This is a genomic window from Burkholderia sp. BDU5 (assembly GCF_001522845.1).
In the GTDB taxonomy this organism is placed as follows: Bacteria; Pseudomonadota; Gammaproteobacteria; order Burkholderiales; family Burkholderiaceae; genus Burkholderia; species Burkholderia mayonis.
Map to the genome: position 1 here is coordinate 1 of NZ_LOWC01000012.1, position 19,755 is coordinate 19,755.

The 19,755-nt window shown below is 64.7% G+C and carries 14 protein-coding genes and 3 pseudogenes; 2 read left to right on the forward strand and 15 right to left on the reverse strand.

Features of this window, described 5'->3' with window-relative positions; genetic code table 11:
• The 4 genes and pseudogenes from WS69_RS02860 to WS69_RS02875 form a co-directional block, all read right to left on the reverse strand.
• Positions 1 to 629: pseudogene (locus WS69_RS02860) on the reverse strand (DUF6708 domain-containing protein); the annotation flags it as partial.
• Between the two features lie 3 nt (positions 630 to 632).
• Positions 633 to 3,200 (reverse strand): T6SS effector BTH_I2691 family protein, encoded by a 2,568-nt coding sequence (locus WS69_RS02865; protein ID WP_059469312.1) that lies wholly within the window; start codon positions 3,198 to 3,200, stop codon positions 633 to 635.
• A 40-nt stretch (positions 3,201 to 3,240) separates the two neighbouring features.
• The gene (locus WS69_RS02870; protein WP_231747056.1) at positions 3,241 to 3,993 is read right to left on the reverse strand and encodes a DUF4123 domain-containing protein; all 753 of its coding nucleotides are present in this window, start codon (positions 3,991 to 3,993) and stop codon (positions 3,241 to 3,243) included.
• An 11-nt stretch (positions 3,994 to 4,004) separates the two neighbouring features.
• A complete protein-coding gene (locus WS69_RS02875) occupies positions 4,005 to 6,476 on the reverse strand; it encodes a type VI secretion system Vgr family protein (protein ID WP_059469314.1) in 2,472 nt (823 codons plus the stop codon).
• A gap of 458 nt (positions 6,477 to 6,934) precedes the next feature.
• Between WS69_RS02875 and WS69_RS02880 the strand changes: the two are divergent.
• Both WS69_RS02880 and WS69_RS32880 read left to right on the forward strand, forming a co-directional pair.
• Positions 6,935 to 7,177, forward strand: a pseudogene (locus WS69_RS02880) (IS110 family transposase); the annotation flags it as partial.
• Between the two features lie 215 nt (positions 7,178 to 7,392).
• A pseudogene (locus WS69_RS32880) lies at positions 7,393 to 7,488 on the forward strand (transcriptional regulator); the annotation flags it as partial.
• Positions 7,489 to 7,725: 237 nt separating this feature from the next.
• Here the strand turns inward: WS69_RS32880 and WS69_RS02885 are convergent.
• The 11 genes from WS69_RS02885 to flgE all read right to left on the reverse strand — a co-directional run bounded on the left by WS69_RS02885 (position 7,726) and on the right by flgE (position 19,733).
• Positions 7,726 to 9,033 carry a solute carrier family 23 protein gene (locus WS69_RS02885; protein ID WP_059469316.1) on the reverse strand — a complete coding sequence of 436 codons (1,308 nt, stop codon included), beginning with the start codon at positions 9,031 to 9,033 and terminating at the stop codon, positions 7,726 to 7,728.
• Positions 9,034 to 9,091: 58 nt separating this feature from the next.
• Complete coding sequence (locus WS69_RS02890) at positions 9,092 to 9,529, reverse strand: hypothetical protein (RefSeq protein WP_156437906.1); 438 nt, start codon at positions 9,527 to 9,529, stop codon at positions 9,092 to 9,094.
• A gap of 93 nt (positions 9,530 to 9,622) precedes the next feature.
• Positions 9,623 to 10,855 carry a flagellar hook-associated protein FlgL gene (gene flgL / locus WS69_RS02895; protein WP_059469318.1) on the reverse strand — a complete coding sequence of 411 codons (1,233 nt, stop codon included), beginning with the start codon at positions 10,853 to 10,855 and terminating at the stop codon, positions 9,623 to 9,625.
• 15 nt (positions 10,856 to 10,870) lie between these two features.
• Positions 10,871 to 12,877: a flagellar hook-associated protein FlgK gene (flgK, locus tag WS69_RS02900; RefSeq protein WP_059469319.1), complete on the reverse strand. Its 2,007-nt coding sequence runs from the start codon at positions 12,875 to 12,877 to the stop codon at positions 10,871 to 10,873.
• A gap of 172 nt (positions 12,878 to 13,049) precedes the next feature.
• Positions 13,050 to 13,808, reverse strand: coding sequence for a flagellar brake protein (locus tag WS69_RS02905; protein WP_059469320.1), 759 nt, complete (start codon positions 13,806 to 13,808; stop codon positions 13,050 to 13,052).
• Positions 13,809 to 14,031: 223 nt separating this feature from the next.
• A complete protein-coding gene (gene flgJ, locus WS69_RS02910) occupies positions 14,032 to 14,961 on the reverse strand; it encodes a flagellar assembly peptidoglycan hydrolase FlgJ (protein WP_059469321.1) in 930 nt (309 codons plus the stop codon).
• Positions 14,962 to 16,152 (reverse strand): flagellar basal body P-ring protein FlgI, encoded by a 1,191-nt coding sequence (locus WS69_RS02915; protein WP_059469322.1) that lies wholly within the window; start codon positions 16,150 to 16,152, stop codon positions 14,962 to 14,964.
• The gene (gene flgH, locus WS69_RS02920; RefSeq protein WP_059469323.1) at positions 16,146 to 16,862 is read right to left on the reverse strand and encodes a flagellar basal body L-ring protein FlgH; all 717 of its coding nucleotides are present in this window, start codon (positions 16,860 to 16,862) and stop codon (positions 16,146 to 16,148) included. The genes WS69_RS02915 and flgH overlap by 7 nt, the downstream gene beginning before the upstream one ends.
• A 20-nt stretch (positions 16,863 to 16,882) precedes the next feature.
• The gene (gene flgG / locus WS69_RS02925) at positions 16,883 to 17,671 is read right to left on the reverse strand and encodes a flagellar basal-body rod protein FlgG (protein WP_059469324.1); all 789 of its coding nucleotides are present in this window, start codon (positions 17,669 to 17,671) and stop codon (positions 16,883 to 16,885) included.
• 32 nt (positions 17,672 to 17,703) lie between these two features.
• Entirely contained in the window at positions 17,704 to 18,465 is a 762-nt protein-coding gene (flgF, locus tag WS69_RS02930) for a flagellar basal-body rod protein FlgF (RefSeq protein WP_059469325.1), read from the reverse strand.
• Positions 18,466 to 18,491: 26 nt separating this feature from the next.
• Positions 18,492 to 19,733 carry a flagellar hook protein FlgE gene (flgE, locus tag WS69_RS02935; protein WP_059469326.1) on the reverse strand — a complete coding sequence of 414 codons (1,242 nt, stop codon included), beginning with the start codon at positions 19,731 to 19,733 and terminating at the stop codon, positions 18,492 to 18,494.
• Positions 19,734 to 19,755: the final 22 nt, after the last annotated feature.

Sequence of the window (19,755 nt, forward strand, 5' to 3'; positions counted from 1 at the left end):
GCGAGCGCCATTTCGACCTGCCGCTTGCCGGTCCATTCCCGGCCGATCGAGAACACACGAGTGACATTGCCGTGGTCATCGACCGTGTAATGACGGATGTGGAAGATCGTACCGAAAGACGTGTCTTCGCGGTGCAGACAGAAAATCGAATCTTCCGTCCACGGCGCTTCCCAAATGACATCGCCCTCGCCTGGCTTCGCGAAGAAGCGGCGCACACGAATCGCAAAAAGCTTGCGGGCTTCACGATGAAAGCGGATTGGCCGATAGCGCAGACCAAAGAATAGGCCGCGCCCAAGCTTCCAGACTAGCGTGCCGAAAAGGACTATTGGGAAGATGGCTATGCAATTAAATACGAACATCCAAAACGGAGGAGCTGGGTCAGCGTGCGTCAGGAAATACACATACGGGCCAATTCCAATACCTAAGAAGGCCACTACAACACCAGTGACAAACCACTGCTTCTCTAGAAAGGACGGTTCGATCACGTCCATGTAGGTTGAATTAATGCTGAACGTCGACCCAAAATCCTGGACGTCTGGACCAACGGATCGATTGATCGGCAAGCGATGCGCCAGATCCCATTCCGGCACTGGCTTGCCGATACACTTCTTCATGACGCGTTCGTCCATGTATCAACCTCCTGCCGCCGAGGTGAAAGCCTTGAGCTCTGCCTCGAGCGAGTCGTAGTGTTCCCCCTTACTGAACTTGCAGCGAGACACCCAGTCTTTGAGGGCCGACGCCTTGAAAATCGCGATTGCGATACCCACCAAAATAGATAGGATCAAGGCAGGCCAGAACAGCGGCAGGCTGAAGAATGCGGCAGCCGCAACGTATACGCCTAGAACTCCACTTAGAGCATAGAGAGCAGTTAGACCGTATTCTTTATTGCCATATGCCTCCGGCATGTTCTTGACGATGTCATACCCGGCCAACACGATACCGGCAATCGCGCCCAACCCGCGACCGACCTTCGCCCCGACCTCGGCCCATTCGCTGGCGCCGGCCCACTGCTTCATGATGAACGCCGACAGCGGATGAGCCGGAGCTTTCGCCACGGTTTCCGACGCGGTTTCAATAACGGTCCCGACGATCGAAACGACGGCTCCAACTGCTTTCAGACCCGTTTCGCGTTGGCTGAACTGATCGCTGCCCGCCCAATCCTTTGCCGCGAAGGTAAGCGTCGCCATCTGGAAAATCACCGTCACGACGCCGAGATTGAACTCTCGGGCTGAGCCGAGCCACTTCTTGGCGGCATCCACGCCCGGAACCTTAACGGCCTTGATCGCGCCGGCCTCCAGTTTCCCGTCTCGGACCAGGGCCTCGACATCCATCTCATAGGCGACGACATTCGGGTCACTTGGTGGTGCCGTCCTCAAGACCTGTTTCCCGACTTGAGTCGCCGACGCGCGCTGTTCGGTCCGGTTGCCATCCAGTTTGACGCCCAACTCCCGGGCTTGCTGTAAAGCCCAGTCGCGGATTGCAAGCTTGCTGACTTGCGACGGTTTGAGTCGAACGCCGGACTGTATCGCCAAACGAATGGTCACGAAGCCGAGCGCGGCACCCCGCGTGGCCTTCGTAAGTACGTCGACGATCTGATTGGCAGTCGTCACGATGAGCCGATCGCGCAGGTTGGCCGCGTTGCCGAGATTTTCGATCTTTTTGAACGCTTCCTTGTAGAGGTTCAGGAAGTTCTCGTACTGGATATCAGAACCGTGTACCTGTGCATCCGCCGCTTTCATCAGCGTATCCTGATTGAACATCAAGGCGCGCGCGTACAGATTGCGGATGTTCGACGCCTGACCGTTCAACCAGCCATCGAGCACTTTCTTGCAAGCCTCCGTGCCGACAGCAGCACCAATGGCCTGTGCGCACGACTCACTATATGCGTAACCACTTCGAAGATCCTGCTGATCATGAACCCCAGCCATCCATTCGGCGAGCAGTTGAGACTTGAGCCAATCCGCATGTGCCTGTACCAGGGGCTGCCATTTCGGCTTGAAGGCCTCGAGTGCTTGCTGATACTCCTGCGGGAAGCGTTTCAAAGCCTCTTCATCGAGCACGCTGGTTCGCTTCCCGTCGGGACCGACCTTGAACGCTGCGTCCTCCCACGCCTCGTTCGCGGCCTCTTCCTGTGTTGCGGGGACGTTTTCGGTCTTGCGCTCTTCCTCCTTTACCGCCTGTTCAAAACTCCCCGTCCTGATCCAGGAACGCATCACGTGGAAAAACCCAATTGCATCCGGCGCGATTGGTGCGCCGACCTTCATATTGACCGCGTTGGCGTCCGCGATGGTTTTCGAGGTTCCATAGGTCAGACCGGTCACAGCCTTCGCATTGGCCCGGATTCCCGCTTCGGCTCGTTCGAGCAGTTGCGCCGATGTCCACTTCCAGTACACCTGTTCGTCGAAACCATTGTTCAGGTTGGGGACGGTCAGTTCGGCGAGGTCATTGGTAAGGCCAACGGGATCGTTGACCGCCACCACAAAACCTTTCTTGTTGGGCGACTCGGCCATCGCGTCGCCGATTCGTTTGGCGACGTTGCGCTGACGTAGACGAATCTCATCCTTGGGCGCGCGGTTGCTGAAGTCGAACGCGGCCTTCATTGCCTGGGCATCCATCGCGAAATGGGCGATCTTGCCCTGCGTGGCTTGAAATTCGCCCGTATCGGTCGCGCCTCCGCCTAGCATCGCGGGGATGTTGACGCATTGCATATGCTGCTTGCGCCAAGCTGCGTCATTGATTTTGTTGTGTACGAGGTCTTTGGTCCATCGCACGTTCGACCAGCCAATCCAGAGGTTGGTCGCTTCGTCGCCTCCGGGCGTGTGTTCGACGCTCACGCAACGGCCGAGCGACTCAAAAGCCATGTCTCCGTTTCTCGCACAGCCTTGGGTTAGCGCGCTCTCCGCATCGCCGGGCGGTGGCGTCACGTCCGGGGGGAAACTCCACATGATTCCATCGTCAAGCACCATGTAGGCGCTCAGCTTCTTCCGTTTCTCGTCGTACGTGTACAGATAGCCAGGACGCAACGCGCGCAGCGTGTACTTGGCGGCGGCGACGGCCTGAGGGGCGCGCCCGTCAATCCGAAAATTGCCAGACAGAGCCGGCGCTTTCGACGCACCACGCGGGCACGCGATCGCGTATCGAGCGGGATAAATCAGCAGCGACTGACGATCGCACAGCGGACAGCCTTTAGTGGTCGGCATGGGTTGCCCCTCGGAATTTCATGGTATGAAGTGATAGCCTTTATTCGGTCAGGAAAGCGTGCCGCATACGTTGAACCGCATCGTCGACGAGCGCATCGGTGGTCATCGCGTCCAACTCGCCCGCCGAGCACAAGGCCCGATCGAGCGCAGCCGGCAACTGCATTGCCTGATCGGCCGACAGTGCCGGCAGCCGCCGGCGAATCTGGTCGGCGATCTCACTGCGGTTGATGCGGGGCCACTGGTCCGGGCGCGGCCAGCCGGACGGTTGAGCGTCCAGCGGCACAATTTCGGCACCTAGGCCGGCGCTGCGCCAGCGATGGCTATGCCAGACGAAGCGCCATTCGTGAACGGGCCCCAGGAGGGCCATCCGCTGGATCGGATCGAACACCGCCAGCGTGAGGCTCAAGACACGCGGATCATAGTATCGCCAGAACACCGGATGCCCGCCCTCGCCAGGGCCGACCAGATACCGTGCGATGTGTTCAGCAAGCGCATCGGCATCCACGGCACTGTCGATCCACGCGCAAATTGCGGGCGGTCGTTCAACCTCTGTTTCCTCCTGCCATCGTTCGATCGCAATCCGTTGCCCCTCCGGATCGAGCGCAGCGAGGTCGATCAACCGCGGCATCAGTTCTTCGCGATGGGCCAGCACGCGCGGCGTGCAGGCGCGCATGTCGAGCGCGGCCAGATCGGGCACGTGCGCGAGTGTCGCAGGTTCCACCAGCAGAAATCCGGTCGTCGGTAGCGCCTGGTGATCGGGCACGGGCAGCATCGGGGGCGGGGACGTTTTCATTCGACCGTCCATCAGGCGAGCGTGATCGACGCTTGGCCGGTTTGTGCGGCACCGTCGGCCAATTGCGAGCACAAGTCCGGTCCAGGGAACTGCGCCGGAACGCTCTGCGGCCCAACAGTATCGTGGCTGCCCGCGTGAATCTTGTTCTCGCCGGGCGTGTAGCCCACGATACCTTTCGCGCTCACTTCGAACTGGCTGTTGCCGGCCGTCAAGCGAATGCCCTGCTTGGCGGTGATGTTGATCCAGTCCGTCGTGCTGATGATCGACAAGACCTTCTTCGCCAGCAGCTCCAGCTCGTCGTTTTCCGCATGCACCTGCACTTTGCCGCTCGCCGCGATCAGCTTCATACCCATCTTGTGCACGAACAGCGAGAACTTGTCCGATATGCTGGCGAAGAACGATTTCCCTGTCGCGACCGACACGCTGTCGCCGGCCGTGACGGCCACGTGCTGGCCGCCCGTGACGTGCGCTGTCGCGGGCGTCGTGACGGCAATGCCGGCCGCGCCGGCCAACAACAGGTGCGCTTCGTTGAGTTCCGGGAAATCGCCCTTGTCACGACTGCCCGTCGCCCCCGCGCCCTGGATGCCATCCACCTGCAATTTCAGCGCATCGGCGATTGGCGTCTGATCCACTCCGTTGTCCTGCGCCTGATAGTGCTGCGCGAGCTTGCCAAGTTGTCCGTGTAACGTTTGCGCTTTGGTCAACCGCGATGTCGGTTCGCTAACGTCCGAGAGGTGCCCCTGCGCGGCGGGACGCACCTCTGTGCTGATCACCATGCCCCTGCCGGTACGGATCGCGCCAACCTCATCGGTACGCAACTCGAAGCCTTCGCCTCGGGCATCTTTTCGGCCCTGCCAGTCCTCGATCCGCGTGATCTTGCCGAGCGACAACTGGCTTGCCGCATGGTCCGACCGAAGTTGCGCCTGAATGGCGTTCGCCGTATCGTCGAAAATCAGGTGATTGCTGCGGCCGGACGAGGCGTTGCCGTCCGCGCCGGTCAGCTCACGGCTGCGGATGCCCATCAGCGCGTTCTCGTCCGGCAGTTTCCACGACGGCACGTTGCGCGCATTCATCACGCGGCCCGTGATGATCGGATGGTCCGGATTGCCGTCGAGCCATTGCACGATCACTTCTGAACCGATGCGGGGCAGCGCCGCGATCCCCTGGCCGCCGCCGGCCCAGCCGCTTGCGACCCGCACCCATGTCGAATACTTGCCGTCGCGATCCCAGTGGAATTGAACCAGCACCCGGCCATGTTCGTCGGTGTGAATGCTCGCGCCGGATGGGCCGACAACGGTCGCTGTCTGCGGCGCGAGAATCTTCGCGCCGACGCTGTTGAAGCCGCGTCCGGGACGCCATGGTGTGGCCTTGGGGACACAGGTGAATTCGTTGCGGTACTCCGCCAGCACGCCCGTGTCTTGCAGATAGTTGTTGGTCGCCACGTGCCGGACCGAGACAATCAGGTATTCGTCGTCGCTCGGATCGCGGCTCAGCGCCGAGCCGTAACGGTCCGTCAGTCGGAACCAGCGCCCCGGCTGCACGAAGCGATTGTTGCCCTTTGCGTCGAAACGCTTGATCGTCGCTTCGATTTCCTCCATCCGGCGATTGACAACCTGATAGCCATGCTCCATGTTCCGATAGCCGTACGCGCCAGCGTATTCGTTCCATTCAAGCTGCGGCAGCGCGGCTTCCGGGCTCGACAGACTCGTTTGAACGTGAGTCGGCGTCGGGGTCTTGAAGTCGAAACGGGACAATTCCGCATGGGTCGACGTGGTTTGCTGGAACGGGGACCAGCTCAGAATGCTGTCCGATTCCTCTGCGCCCATGCCATTGTGGAAGCGGATTTCGTGTACCTTGCCATCGATCGCGGGCGCGGGACGCGTCGGATCAGAGATAGTGAGCCTGTGCGACGTGGCCGTGTGCTCGTACCAGTACAGATAGCCCGCGTGTTCCCAACGCCGATGAACGTAATTGTGATCGTCTTCGTCGAACTGGCAGGCCATCGTCATGCGCGGATCGTCTTCCCCGACCTGCCACGCCCATTCGGGCAACACGCCATAGTCCTGAAAAACCGTCGCTGTCTGGTCGTGCAGGTTCTGATCGAGGAACAGGCGATTGTGCTGGCTGTACTTCAGGTAGCTCAGCCACGGGCCCACGTGCGCCTCGTAGAATACCCAGCCGCCGTCCGTGCGAATGTGCCGGAACGCGAAGATATGGCCATTGAAATATCGTCGGCTGCCGTCGCCGCGCACCAAGCTGGCCGTCACGCGCTTGCCGATGAAATCCTTCGGCGCAAGGTGGTCGTTATCCGACAGGATTTCAATCTTGTACGCGAAATCCTTCGATAGCGCTTCAACTGCCTCGAATGCGTTCGGCAGCAGGATATTGTGAGGTGCGTTATCGTCCGGAAAGCTAATTTGCACTTGCCGGTTGTGCTGCGGCCCCAGCGCAAGGTCTCTCAGGGCTTGTGCCGTGTTCTGCATTGTTCTTATCCGTTGATCCGGGCGCGAAGTGCCGCTGGGCCGCCCGTGCGCCCTGGAATGCACCGGCAAAGTGGAGCTGACAATGCTCGTGCCCGCCCCGACGTGCAGCGATAAGCTCAGACGTATCCCACAAAGCCCCTTGAAGGCCCACGGGGAAAACTGTCAGGTTAGATTGAGGGATTTTCGCTCGGCGAACGGCAAAAAACACACGTTCCCTCTCATAAATTCGCAACTCGACCAACATCAATCAATCGCGTGCCGCTATCCGCCTGACAACGCACGGAATATATACGTACCGAAAGGAGGACATCCCCCGGACACGGCCCAGCCATGGTCTACCGCGTGTTGCCGTCGATCTTTGCGCTCGAACAACTGTGAGAGACGCCGCCGCCGTCCGGGAGGGCAGTGGCGGGCATACCTTTGCGTGGCATTTTTTGGCCTCCCGTCAAAGTGACTTTGCCAGCCACACCCAGTCAGTGTTCAAGGCGAAGTTCCAGGCTCTCCTCCCCAGGCGAGGCTACAAGCGCTCCATCATCGCACTCGCCCACAAGATTCTGCGTACCGTCTACTTCATCCTCAAGCGACGCGAACATTACCGGGACTCCGTCGTTGACTATGAAGCCCTCGCCGTTCAACGCAACGCACCTCGCTGGATCAAGGCCCTGGTCAAGCACGGCTTCCAGAACTCCACCACCGCCTGACCGCCAGAGTTCTCCTCCAGATGACCTGCATTGGTCAGGCAGGCGCTCGCCCTGAGTCCCGTTTCTTTCACGCTAAAATCTACCCGAAAAAGCACCCGAAAAAATTAGGGATTGTACGATACTTCCCGGACCGATGCGGCACAACCAACCGCCCGAAACCCTCATAAATAAAGGCCAAACGGGACGCCTTCGAATCTTACGCCCCCCCCCAACCGCGCAGCTACTGGTGGATCGCGCCGCGCAAGACGGCGGGCGAGGCGCTCGTCGGCCGGTTCTGTGCGTGGCTCGAAGCGCAGGCTCACGGCGGCTGAATACCCGGACGGGCGGGCGTCGGATCGGGAAAGTCGACCGGACGACCGTTTGCTACGCTACGCGCCGCGCCGATTGAGCGCCGGATCGATCGCGCGGCGAACGCCGTGCGATCGCACCACCCGCCGCATTTCGACCGCCGCATTTCGACCGCCGCATTTCGACCGCCGCATTTCGACCGCCGCGCCTCGATCCCCCCCGCCGCGCCTCGCCGCGCTTCGCCCCCGAACCGCCGTCACTCACACCATCGGCCCCGGCTCCTTCTCCCTGCGCAGCAGCGCATGGAGAATGATCGCGCCGAACGTCGCGGTGCCGATCCCGCCGAGCGCGAAGCCGCCGAACTTCAGCGAGAAGTCGCCCGCGCCGAGCACGAGTGTGACGGCCGCGACGATCAGATTCCGGTTGTCCGAGAAGTCGACGCGGTTCACGACCCAGATCCGCGCGCCCGTCACCGCAATGAGGCCGAACACGACGATCGACACGCCGCCCAGCACCGGTCCCGGAATCGTCTGGATCACCGCGCCGAACTTCGGCGAGAAGCCGAGCACGATCGCGATCAGCGCGGCCGCGACGAACACGAGCGTCGAGTAGATCCGCGTGACCGCCATCACGCCGATGTTCTCCGCATACGTCGTCACGCCCGTGCCGCCCACGCTGCCCGACACGATCGTCGCGAGCCCGTCGCCGACGAACGCGCGGCCAACGTAGCGATCGAGGTTGCGGCCCGTCATCGCGCTCACCGCCTTGATGTGGCCGAGATTCTCGGCGACGAGGATCACCGCGACGGGCGCGATCAGCAGCATCGCGTGCGGATCGAACACCGGCCGATGGAACGTCGGCACGCCGAACCACGCGGCGTTCGCAACGCTCGCGAAATCGATCGGCTTGCCGAGCCTCATGCCGTTCGTGAGCACCGCGTAGATCGCATAGGCGATCAGCACGCCGACGAGAATCAGGAGCCGCTGCAGCATCCCGCGCGCGAACACCGCGACGCCGCCGACGCAGAGCACGGTCACGAGCGCGAGCGTCGAATCGAACGTCGACGCGGAGACGCTCTTCACCGCGATCGGCGCGAGGTTGAGCCCGATCACCGCGACGATCGCGCCCGTGACGACGGGCGGCATCAGCGCCTCGATCCAGCGGGTGCCGATCGCCGACACGACGACGCCGATCAGCGCATAGACGACGCCGCATGCGACGATCCCGCCGAGCGCGACGGGCACGTTCGGGTTCGCGCCGCCGCCGCCGTAGCCCGTCACCGCGATCACGAGGCCGATGAACGCGAAGCTCGAGCCGAGATAGCTCGGCACGCGGCCGCCGACGAGCACGAAGAAGAGCAGCGTGCCGATCCCGGACATCAGGATGCAGAGGTTCGGATCGAAGCCCATCAGGAGCGGCGCGAGCACGGTCGAGCCGAACATCGCGACGACATGCTGCACGCCCATCGCGAACGTCTGCGGCCACGGCAGGCGCTCGTCGGGGGCGACGACGCAGGCCGCGTCGTCGCGCGGCTGCGCGCGCCACCGCGGGAAATAGGAATCGGCCATCGCGGGATTCTCCTTGTTGTCTGGATTGAGGCGCGCGCGACGGCGCGTCGAGGCAAAATCAGGCGCGAGTGTACGAAGCGGGAATCGCGCTGACAAGCGGCGCGCAAAAACGGCCGCCGCGCGGCATGCGCGCGGACAGGAAACGCAAGAAACGGGAAAGGAAACGCGCGCGGATGCGGCGAAGGCCGCCCGCGTCGAAGGCAGCAGGCGGGACGCGGGCAAGGAGGCGGGTGCATCGGGCGCGCAGCCGGCGTGCGCCGAAGACATGCGAGCCGGCGCAGTCGCGTCCGACGCGGCTCAAGCGGCTCAAGCGGCTCATGCAGCTCATGCAGCTCATGCGGCCGATGCGGCCGATGCGGTCTGCACGGCTGCGGCGACAAGGCCATTCGGCGACTTGCCGTCCCGACGCATCCGGCATGGCGCCCGCGCCCGCAAAATCGACGGCAACGAAACCGCGCCCGAAAGCAAAACGGGCGGCCCACGCCGCCCGCTTCACCGCATCAAGCTCGCCGCGGACGGCGCAGCCGCCGCCGAGCGGACGCGAATCGGCTGGACGCCGCCGCCGAATCGCGAGCGCAAGCCGCGATGCTTACGGATTCAGATACTGGAACAGCGACAGATTCTGCATCTGCACGAACGCCTTCTGCGCGGCGCTCAGCGAATTCTGCAGTTGCAGGAACTGGCTGATCGCGGCCGGCAGGTTCGTGTCGGTCAGGTTCGACAGGCTGTTCGTCGTCTGAAGCGAATTCGTCGTCGTCACCGACTGCATCGCCTTCACTTCCTGCAGGCGGCCGCCGACCGACGCCTGCACGGTCAGCACGTTCGTCATCGTGTTCATCAGCTTCGTCGACGCGGTGGCCATCGTGTTCGTCAGTGCGGTCGACGCGGTCGCACTGTTGCCGACGGGCGTCTTCAGCGCGGCGATCACCGTGTCGAGCGTCGCGAACACGTCGGTGCCCGCCTGCGGCGCGGGCGTCACCGTGAATGTATCGCCCGCCGCCGGCGTGCCCGACACCGCGACCGTCTGCCCGCCGAGATTGATCCCCGCGCCCGCCGAGTAAGGCTGCGCAGTGGTCGTCGTCGGCGGCGCGACCGTGTTGTCGGTCACCGTGTAGGTCGGCGCCGCCGCCGTGCCGCCGAACGTGATCGTGAACTGGTGCGTGTTGGTCGGATCGGACGGATTCGTGATGCTGACCGCGCCGATCGTGCCCGTGCCCGTGTTGCTCGCGCCCGCGGCGGGCACCGGCAAGCTGCCGAGGAACGGCACCGACGTAAACACGCTCGCGCCGTTGTCGCCCTGCGAGATCGTGCGCGTGTCGGCGATCTGCACGGTCCGCGCGCCATAGTCGCCGGCGTACGTGACGCCGCCGCCCGGCTTGTTCGAGAACGGCTGCGTCGTCGGCTGGAAGCCCGAGAACAGGTAGTTGCCGGCGCCGTCCGCCGTGTTCGCGAGTGTGAGCAGGTGGTCGCGCGAGCCCTGGATCTGCTCGGCGAGCGCCGCGCGGTCACTGTCCGACAACCCGCCGTCGCCCACGTGCAAGATCGCCTGATGCGCGGCGTTGAGCGCGTCGCTTACGCTCGTGAGCGTCGCGCTCTCGGTCTGCAGCGCGGTCTGGACGACGAACTGATTCGACGTGTACTGCGCGAGCGTCGCCGACGTCGCCGACAGCTGGACCGCCTGCGCGGCCGCGAGCGGATTGTCGGCGGGCGTCGTCAGGCTGACGCCGCTCGACACCTGCTGGTAGAGCTGAGCGATCTGCGCCTGCTGGTCGTTCATCATGTCGACGTTCAGGCTGTAGAGCTGAGAGCTGGAAATGCGCATCGCCGTCTACCTCGTTCAGTTGAACAGACCGAGCACGGTCTGGAACAGCGAATCCGCCGTCTGGATCACCTTCGCGTTCGCCTGATAGAGCTGCTGATACTGCATCAGATTCGCCGCTTCCTCGTTCTGGTTCACGCCCGACACCGACTGCTGCTGCGCCGTGATCTGGCCGACGAGCGCCGTCTGCGCGGTGCTCGACGCCTTCAACTGGCTCGCCGCGTTGCCGATCGCGTTCACGTAGCCCGCGTACGCGCCCGTCAGCGTCGTCGTGCCGTTGTTCATCGTCTTCGAGTTGACGAGCTGCGACAGCGCGAGCGCGTTGCGGCCGTCATTCGTGCCCTTGTTCGCGCCGATCGTGAACTGGTCGCCGTCCGCAGGCGTGCCCGACAGCGACACGCTCACGCCGTTGATCACGGTCGACGACGACGGCGGCTGCGTCGTGCTCGAAATCGTCATCGACGCGCCCTGCGACGGGTCGTACGGCACGGACGGCGTCGCGGTCGTGATGTCGTACGACACCGACGGGGGGCCCGCGACCGTCACCGTCGTGCCGACCGGGAAACCCGACAGCGTCTTCGACGATGCGTTGTACGTGAGCGTCGTCGTGCCGGACGGCAGTTGATAGCCCGTGCTCACCGATCCCTGCGTGATCGCGCCCGTGCCGCTGTTCGTCGGCGCGCTCGCCGCGAGCACCGGCGACGCCGCCGCGATCGCCGAGCCGTTCGAGGTCGCGAGCGCGAAGCCGTCGAGCGCGCCGCGCGTCGGCAGCACGGTGAACGCGTCGCCTGCGGCGGGCGTGCTCGTCAGCGACAGATTCAAGCCGCCGATCGTCATCGTCGGCGGCGTGGATGTCGGCGTCGCCGTGCCGACGACGCTGCCCGTCGCACGATCGGTCAGCGTGTATTTCGCGCCGTCGAACGACAGCGAGTAGTCGCTAGACGGCGGCTGCGTGCCGTCCGCGATCGACGCGGACAGCGTCGCGCTGCCGGTATTGCCCTGGTTCGCATAGACGACCGGGCTGCCGACCGTGAAGAGATTGCCGCCCGGATTGCCGGACAGATCGATGCCGAGCGCGTTCTGCGCGTTGACCTGCGCGGCGAAGCTGACGGCGAGCGCGCCGAGCTGCGCCTGCGCGGGATCGAGCGTCTGGCGGCGGAACGCGAGCAGGCCGCCCAGCGTGCCGCCCGTCAGCGACACGTCGGGCAGGGGCTGGGTCTCGCCCGGCGGGTTCGCGCCCGCCATGCCCTTCGACACGATCGTGAGCTCGCTCGGATCGGACGGCGACGCGACGGCGGCGAGCTGATAGCTCGCGTTCCCGACGACGAGCGGCTGGCCGCCCGACAGGAACACGCTGTAGCTGCCGTTGCTCTGCACGACCTGCACACCCGCGAGCTGCGACAGGTTCGACACCGCGAGATCGCGCTGGTCGAGCAGCTGGTTCGGCGGCTGGCCCTGCGAGCTCGCCGATGCGATCTGCTCGTTGAGCTGCGCGATCTGCGTGGTGTAGCCGTTGATCTTCGTGACGGTGTCGGTGAGTTGCGAGTTCACGGTCTGGCGCAGCTGCGAGTACTGCTGGCTCGCGGCCACGAGCTGGCTCGCAAGCGTCTGCGCGTTGCTGATCGCGGTCTGCCGCGTGGACGGATCCGCCGCGTTGTTCGCGACCGTCTGCAGGCCGGTGAAGTAGTTCGTGATCGCGGTCGAGATGCCGGCCGTCGGGCTGCCGACGTAGTTGTTCAGCTGCGCGACGAGCGAATAGTAGGTCGACAGCGAGCTGCCCTGCGTCTGCGCGGCGTTGAGCTGGTTCGACAGATACTGGTTGTACTGGCGCTCGACGGTGACGGTCGTCACGCCTTGCGGCAGGTAGCCGCTGCTCGTGTACTGGCCGCTCGCTTCCGCGAAGACGGGACGCTCGACGGAATAGCCGGGCGTCGCCGAGTTGCTGATGTTCTGGCCGGTCGTGGTGATCCCCCAGAGCGCGGCGTTCAGGCCGCTGATCCCGAGGTTCATGAGGGTATTGGACATGCGCGATCCTATGAGCCGGCCGCGCCGCGGCCGCCGGGTTGCGTGGACTCCCGGTATAACGGCCGCGCGTGAGAAAAATTGAGGGACCGCATGCGCAAAAATGCGCGCGGCGTCCTGCGGTCGGCGCGCGAGCGCGGCCACAGGCGTCGCGGGCTGCTTCGCCCGCCGCGAATCAGGCCCGCGCGAGCTGCCGGCGCTTCATCTCGAGCTGCGTGATGAGGCGCTGCAGCGTGTTCTCGGCGTTGCCCGGCAGCGACACGAAGCGAAAGCCGAGCTGGTAGCGGCGCGCGCCGTTCGGCGCGTCGGTCGAGCGGTGCGACACGAGCTGCAGATCGAGCGACAGCATCCCGTGGCCGTTCAGGTTCAGCTCGACGTCGGGCAGCGTCATGCCCGGCTCGAGCGCGGACACGCGCTCGTCGACCGTGCGCAGCCCGAGGCCGCCGAGCGACAGGTTGTGCACTTCGAACCGGAAGCTCTCGCCGTCCGGCAGCCTGCCGCAGCACACGTACGGATCGAGGATCGGCGCGTCGACGCGGAAATATTCGCGGCGCTGCACGCAGTACAGCACGTCGGGGAAGTCGGCTTCGAATGCGGGGAGGTTTTCGTAGCGGGTTTCGCGCGGGGTCGCGGTCGAGAATTCGACGCGCACGCCGTCCGGCGACGCATGGAACACGCAGTGCGGCGCGGCGAGAATGCCCGCGTTCTGATCGGCGAGCGCGCCCCAGTCGAACACGAAGGTTCGCGCGCCGACGTCGACGTCGAGGATGCGGGTGACGAGCTGGCCGCCCTGATACTGGACGGTCAGGAAATCCCCACGATTGACGAGATTGCGCAGCTGGACGCCGATCTCGAGCGGATTGCGGCGGCCGTAATCATGGCCGGAATGCGCGGCGGCGCTCGCGGCCTGACTCGTCGACTGTTCGGTATTCATGGCTTGCCGGTATTTATCTCGATGCGCCCGGCGGGTTGGGGGCGCGTTATGACCGGGGCGCGATCCGCCCGATCGTTGGTCTCTCACGTTTAGCGGCAACAGCAGCGCAAAGTTTAGATCGAAACCGGAGTTTATTTTTTTAGCAAACGTTAAAACCGCGCGAGGCCAAAGCCTGGCGCGGTCCGAAATGTACCGAATGCACCGAACGATTGCTCGGTTCGCGTCAGCCGATCTGCTGCATGATCGTAATCAGCTTCTTCGCATAATGCGGATCGGTCGCGTAGCCGGCCTTCTGCATCCCGTGCGCGAAGCCTTCCGCGCTGTGCCCCGCATTCAGCACGCCCGCGTAGCGCGGGTTGTTCTTCAGCAGGTTCGCGTAGTCGGTCATCGCGTGCTCGTACGAGTCGTACGCGCGGAACTGCGCGACGACGCGGTGCGGCTTGCCGTTCGCGTATTCGGTCGTGACGGCCGACACCGTGCGCCCGGTCCAGCCCTTCGTCGCCTTGATGCCGAACACGTTGTGGCTCGACTCGCCGTTCGCGCCGCGGATCTCGCGCTTGCCCCAGCCGGATTCGAGCGCCGCCTGGCCGACGATGAAGCGCGCCGGAATGCCCGTCGCCGCGCTCGCCGCCTGCGCGGCGCCCGCCATCTTCTCGACGAACGCGTCCGCGTTCGCGGAGCTGCCGTTGCCCTTGAGCGGCGGCGTCAGCGCGCTCGCGGCCGAATAGCCGCGCGTGCCCGCCAGCGCGCCGTTTCCGGACGACGCGTTCGCATACGCCTTCGCAAGCGCGTTCATCGCGACAAGGCCGCCTTCGCCCTGCGCGTCGGGCGCGACGTTCGTGTTGCGCATCAGTTGCTTCGCCAGCGCGTCCGCGACGCCGATACCCTTCCCCGACATCTGCTGCGCGAGCTGCTGGTCGAGCATCGACGTGTACATCTTCGACGAGCTCGAATCGAAGGGGCTGTTCGACGGCGTCGCGTCGCGCATGCTCTTCAGCATCATCTGCGTGAACATCGCGTCGAACTGGCCCGCGACCATCTTCACGCCTTCGCGCGGCGTCGCCGCCGCGGCCTTCGAGCGCATCGCGTCGAACCCTTGAACGTCGAGCGCGAAGCGCTGCGACAGATCGTTCGCTTTCGTGAAAGTCGTCACTTAGATGATCTCCAGATCCGCGCGCAGCGCGCCCGCCGCCTTCATCGCCTGCAGGATCGACATCAGATCCGCGGGCGTCGCGCCGAGCGAGTTGAGCGCCTTCACCACTTCGGCGAGATTCGCGCCCGCCGTCACCATCCGCAGCGCGCCGTTGTCCTGCTTGAGCTGAATCTGCGACTGCTGCGCGACGACCGTCTGCCCGTTCGAGAACGGCCCCGGCTGCGACACGACGGGCTGCGTGTTGACGACGACCGACAGATTGCCGTGCGCGACCGCGCAGTTCTGCAGCGTCACCATCTGGTTCATCACGATCGAGCCCGTGCGCGCGTTCAGGATCACCTTCGCGGCCGCCTTGTCGGGACTCACTTCCAGGTTCTGCAGCCGCGCCATGAACGCGACCTGCTGCGCCGAATCGGCGGGCGCCGTGAGCTGGATCGTGCGGCCGTCGAGCGCCGTCGCGGTACCCGGGCCGAAGCTCGAATTCACCGCCGACACGATCCGCTGCGCGGTGCCGTAATCCATGTCGTTCAATTGCAGTTGCAGCACGCCGTTCATCTGCGCGATCGCGTTCGGCACCGACCGCTCGACGATCGCGCCGCCGGCGATCCGCCCGGCCGCAAGCTGGTTCACCTGCACGCGGCTGCCGTTCGCGCTCGCACCCGCGCCGCCCACCGCCATGTTGCCCTGCGCAAGCGCGTAGACCTGGCCGTCCGCGCCCTTCAACGGCGTGAGGAGCAGCGTGCCGCCGCGCAGGCTCTTCGCGTTGCCGAGCGACGACACCGTCACGTCGATCGCCTCGCCCGGCCGCGCGAACGGCGGCAGCGTCGCCGTCACCATCACCGCGGCGACGTTCTTCAGCTGCATGTTCGTCATCGCCGACGAGCCGCCGTTCGCCGAGCCGTTGTTGATCGAGATGCCGAGGTTCGCGAGCATGTTCGCGAGCGTCTGCGTCGTAAACGGCGTCTGCATCGTCTGGTCGCCGGTACCGTCGAGGCCGACGACGAGGCCGTAGCCGATCAGCGGATTGTCGCGCACGCCCTGGATCTGCGCGAGATCCTTCAGGCGCTCCGCGTGCGCGGCGACGGGCGCGAGCACGCAAGCGGCCGCGAGCGCGCAGCGCGCGGCTGCGCGGCGGGTCCAACGGAGAGCGCGCACGACGCGCGCGAGCAAGGTACGCATCGTCTTCACCACGGCGCGATGTTGAGGAAGAAGCGCTGCAGCCAGCCCATCGTCTCGGCTTCGTTGATGTAGCCCTTCGCCGAGTATTCGATCTTCGCGTCCGCGACCTGCGTCGAGTAGACCGAGTTCTGACCCGAGATCGTGTTCGGATTGACGATGCCCGAGAAGCGCACGAACTCGTTGCCCTGGTTGATCAGCATCTGTTTCTCGCCGCTGACGATGAGATTGCCGTTCGGCAGCACGTTCGTCACCGTCACGGTGATCGTGCCGTTGAACGTGTTCGCCGCGCTCGCGCCGCCCGTCGCGGCGAATTTGTTCGCGCCCTGCGCGGACAGGTTCGCCTTGTTGAAGAGGCCGCCGAGGAAGCCCGCGGTCGGCACGTCGAAGCTCGTGTTGCCCTGCCGGTTCGTGTTCGCGCCCGACGACTTCGTCGCGTTGATGTTCTCCGCGATCACGATCGTCAGGATGTCCCCGACGTTGCGCGGCCGCTGATCCTCGAAGAGCGGCCGGCCCGCATAGCCCGGGTTGTAGATCGAACCGGGCGCCTGCATCGCGGGCGGCATCGGCGGCGTCGCCGACATCGGCTGCTGGATGATCGGCTCGCGCGGAAGCTGCGCGCAGCCGGCCAGCGCGAGCGCGGCCGCGACGGCGGCGGCGGCGCGGCACGCCGCCGCGTTGCGCGCGCCGCGCGCCGGTTGCGGGAGAAGACGAACCTGCTTCATGGCTTCGGACCTGGGACCGGTTAGCGCGACATCTGCGTGACGGTCTGCAACATCTGGTCGGACGTGGTCACGGCCTTGCTGTTGATTTCGTACGCGCGCTGCGTCTGGATCATGTTGACGAGCTCCTGGACGACGTTCACGTTCGACGCCTCGACGTAGCCCTGGTTGAGCGTGCCCGCGCCGTTCAGGCCCGGCTGCGACACGTTCGGCTGGCCCGACGACGTGGTTTCCGCGAACAGGTTCTCACCCTTCGCCTCGAGGCCGGCAGGATTGATGAACGTCGCGATCTGCAGCGCGCCGATCTGCACCGCGTTGTTCGACCCCGGCTGCGTGACCGACACGACGCCGTCCTTGCCGATCGTGAGCGACGTCGCGTTCTGCGGAATCGTGATCGCCGGGATCACCTGATAGCCGCTCGACGTGACGAGCTGGCCCTGCGCATTGGTCTGGAACGAGCCGTCGCGCGTATAGGCGTTCGTGCCGTCCGGCATCAGCACCTGGAAGAAGCCCTGGCCGTTGATCGCGACGTCTTTCGAGCCGCCCGTCTGCTGCAGATTGCCCTGCGTGTAGAGCCGTTCGGTCGCGACCTGCTGGACGCCCGTGCCGAGCTGCAGGCCCGACGGCAGCTCGGTTTGCTGCGTCGAGTTCGCGCCCGGCTGGCGCACGGTCTGGTACAGCAGATCCTCGAACACCGCGCGCGAGCCCTTGAAGCCGTTGGTGCTCACGTTCGCGAGATTGTTCGAGATCACGTCCATCTGCGACTGCTGCGCGTTCATGCCGGTCGCGGCGATGTAAAGGGAACGGTTCACGTGTTGACTCCTTGTCTGGCGCTTGGCTGTGCTTAGCTGAAATTGAGCAGCTGGTTCGCCGCCTGCTCGTTCTGGTCGGCGGACTGGATCAGCTTCGTCTGCAATTCGAACGCGCGCGCGTTGTCGATCATCGACACCATCGCCGCCACCGGATTGACGTTGCTGCCTTCGAGCGAATTCGGCACGACCTTCACGGCCGGATCGGCATCGGCGGGATTGCCGTCCGCGGTGCGGAACAGGCCGTCGTCGCCGCGCTTCATCGTCGCGGGATCGGGATTCACGAGCTTCAGTTGATCGATCATCGCGACGGCGGTCGGCGGATCGCCCGGCATCAGCGCCGACACGGTGCCGTCCTGGCCGATCGTCAGCTGCGCGTTCGGCGGCACGGCGAGCGGGCCGCCGTTGCCGACGACGGGCAGGTCGTTCGCGGTCACGAGCTGCCCGTTCTGGTCGACGTGCAGGTTGCCCGCGCGCGTGTACGCCTCGGAGCCGTCCGGCAGCATCACCGACAGCCAGCCCGGCCCCTGAACCGCGACATCGAGCGGATTGCCCGTGCGCTCGATCGGGCCCGGCGTGAAGTCCGCGCCGGGCGTCGACGACAGCGTGTAGGTGCGGGTCGTCGACGGATCGACGTTGCCGCTGCCGTCGTCGAAGTTCATCGGCACCGCACGAAACGTCGCGAGCTGTGCGCGGAACCCCGTCGTCGACGTGTTCGCGAGATTGTTCGCGACGACGGACTGTTGCTCGAGCGACTGCGTCGCGCCCGTCATCGCCGTATAGATCAGTCGGTCCATGGCTGGCTGTTGTCCGCGAAGGCCGCTTACAGGTTGATGAGCGTCTGGTCGACGGTCTGCTGCGTCTTGATCGTCTGCGCGTTCGCCTGGTAGTTGCGCTGCGCGGTGATCAGCTTCACGAGCTGGCTCGTCAGGTCGACGTTCGAGTTTTCGAGCGCGCTGCCCTGCAGCGTCCCGTGGTTCGTGCTGCCGGGCACCGAGATCTGCGGCACACCCGACGTGGCCGTCTCGACGTACTGGTTGTTGCCGACGCTCACGAGGCCGTTCGGATTGTTGAAGTTCGCGAGCACGATCTGCCCGAGCGTCGACGTCTGGCCGTTCGAGTAGTTGCCGGTCAGCTTGCCGTCCGCGCCGATCGAGAACGTCGTCAGCACGCCGCTCGCGAATCCGTTCTGCGCGAGGTTGTTGATGCCGTTCTTGCCGCCGTACTGCGTGGTGCCCGTCAGGTCGAGCGTCAGATTCTGCGGGTTCGCCGCGCCCGTCGTCGTCGGAATCGAGAACGAGAACTGACCGACGTTCGTCGTCGGCGCGCCGGCCGGCGTCGACGTGCCCGTGATCGTGCCCGCCGTGTTGAAGCTGACCGAGCCGAGATCGGTCGGCGTCTGGCCCGACGGGCCCGCGTACGCTTCCCACTGGCCCGTCGTCGAGCTCTTCACGAAGTACAGGTTGACGTTCTGCGAGCCGCCAAGCGAATCGAACGCCTGCACCGACGTCGTGTAGTTGTAGCTCGTCGGATCGGAATAGTTGAACGGCGTCGTCGCGGGCACCGGGTCCTGCGAGTTCAGGTTGAACTGGCCGGTGATCTTGGTCGTCGCGGTCGGCGCGATGTTGGTCGTCGGCGCCTGCAGCGGCACGGTCGCCGCGCTGTTGATCACGCCGTTCGAGTCGGCCGCGTAGCCCATCAGGTTCAGGCCCTGCGAGTTGACGATGTAGCCGTTCTTGTCGCGCTGGAACGTGCCGTCGCGCGAGTACGTGACGACGCCGTTGTTCGACATCTGGAAGAAGCCGTTGCCGTTGATCGCGACGTTCAGCGACGAAGTGCTCGACGCGATCGTGCCCTGGCTGAACTGCTGCTGCACCGACGCGAGCATCGTGCCGATGCCGATCGGATTGTTGACAGCCGACGCGACCGAATTCGCATACATGTCGGAAAATTGCGCGGTGCTTCCCTTGAAGCCCACCGTGTTCGCGTTCGCGATGTTGTTGCCGATCACGTCGAGGTCGCTCGACGCGCCTGCCAAACCGCTCAAACCTTGTTGATAGCCCATCTCGGTCTCCGTGGCGAAGAAG

Excerpts from the sequence above, each read along its gene's own strand:
- WS69_RS02865 (WP_059469312.1), bottom strand. The coding sequence starts at position 3,200 with ATGCCGACCACTAAAGGCTGTCCGCTGTGCGATCGTCAGTCGCTGCTG.
- WS69_RS02870 (WP_231747056.1), bottom strand. The coding sequence starts at position 3,993 with ATGAAAACGTCCCCGCCCCCGATGCTGCCCGTGCCCGATCACCAGGCG.
- WS69_RS02875 (WP_059469314.1), bottom strand. The coding sequence starts at position 6,476 with ATGCAGAACACGGCACAAGCCCTGAGAGACCTTGCGCTGGGGCCGCAG.
- WS69_RS02885 (WP_059469316.1), bottom strand. The coding sequence starts at position 9,033 with ATGGCCGATTCCTATTTCCCGCGGTGGCGCGCGCAGCCGCGCGACGAC.
- flgL (WP_059469318.1), bottom strand. The coding sequence starts at position 10,855 with ATGCGCATTTCCAGCTCTCAGCTCTACAGCCTGAACGTCGACATGATG.
- flgK (WP_059469319.1), bottom strand. The coding sequence starts at position 12,877 with ATGTCCAATACCCTCATGAACCTCGGGATCAGCGGCCTGAACGCCGCG.
- WS69_RS02905 (WP_059469320.1), bottom strand. The coding sequence starts at position 13,808 with ATGAATACCGAACAGTCGACGAGTCAGGCCGCGAGCGCCGCCGCGCAT.
- flgH (WP_059469323.1), bottom strand. The coding sequence starts at position 16,862 with ATGAAGCAGGTTCGTCTTCTCCCGCAACCGGCGCGCGGCGCGCGCAAC.
- flgF (WP_059469325.1), bottom strand. The coding sequence starts at position 18,465 with ATGGACCGACTGATCTATACGGCGATGACGGGCGCGACGCAGTCGCTC.
- flgE (WP_059469326.1), bottom strand. The coding sequence starts at position 19,733 with ATGGGCTATCAACAAGGTTTGAGCGGTTTGGCAGGCGCGTCGAGCGAC.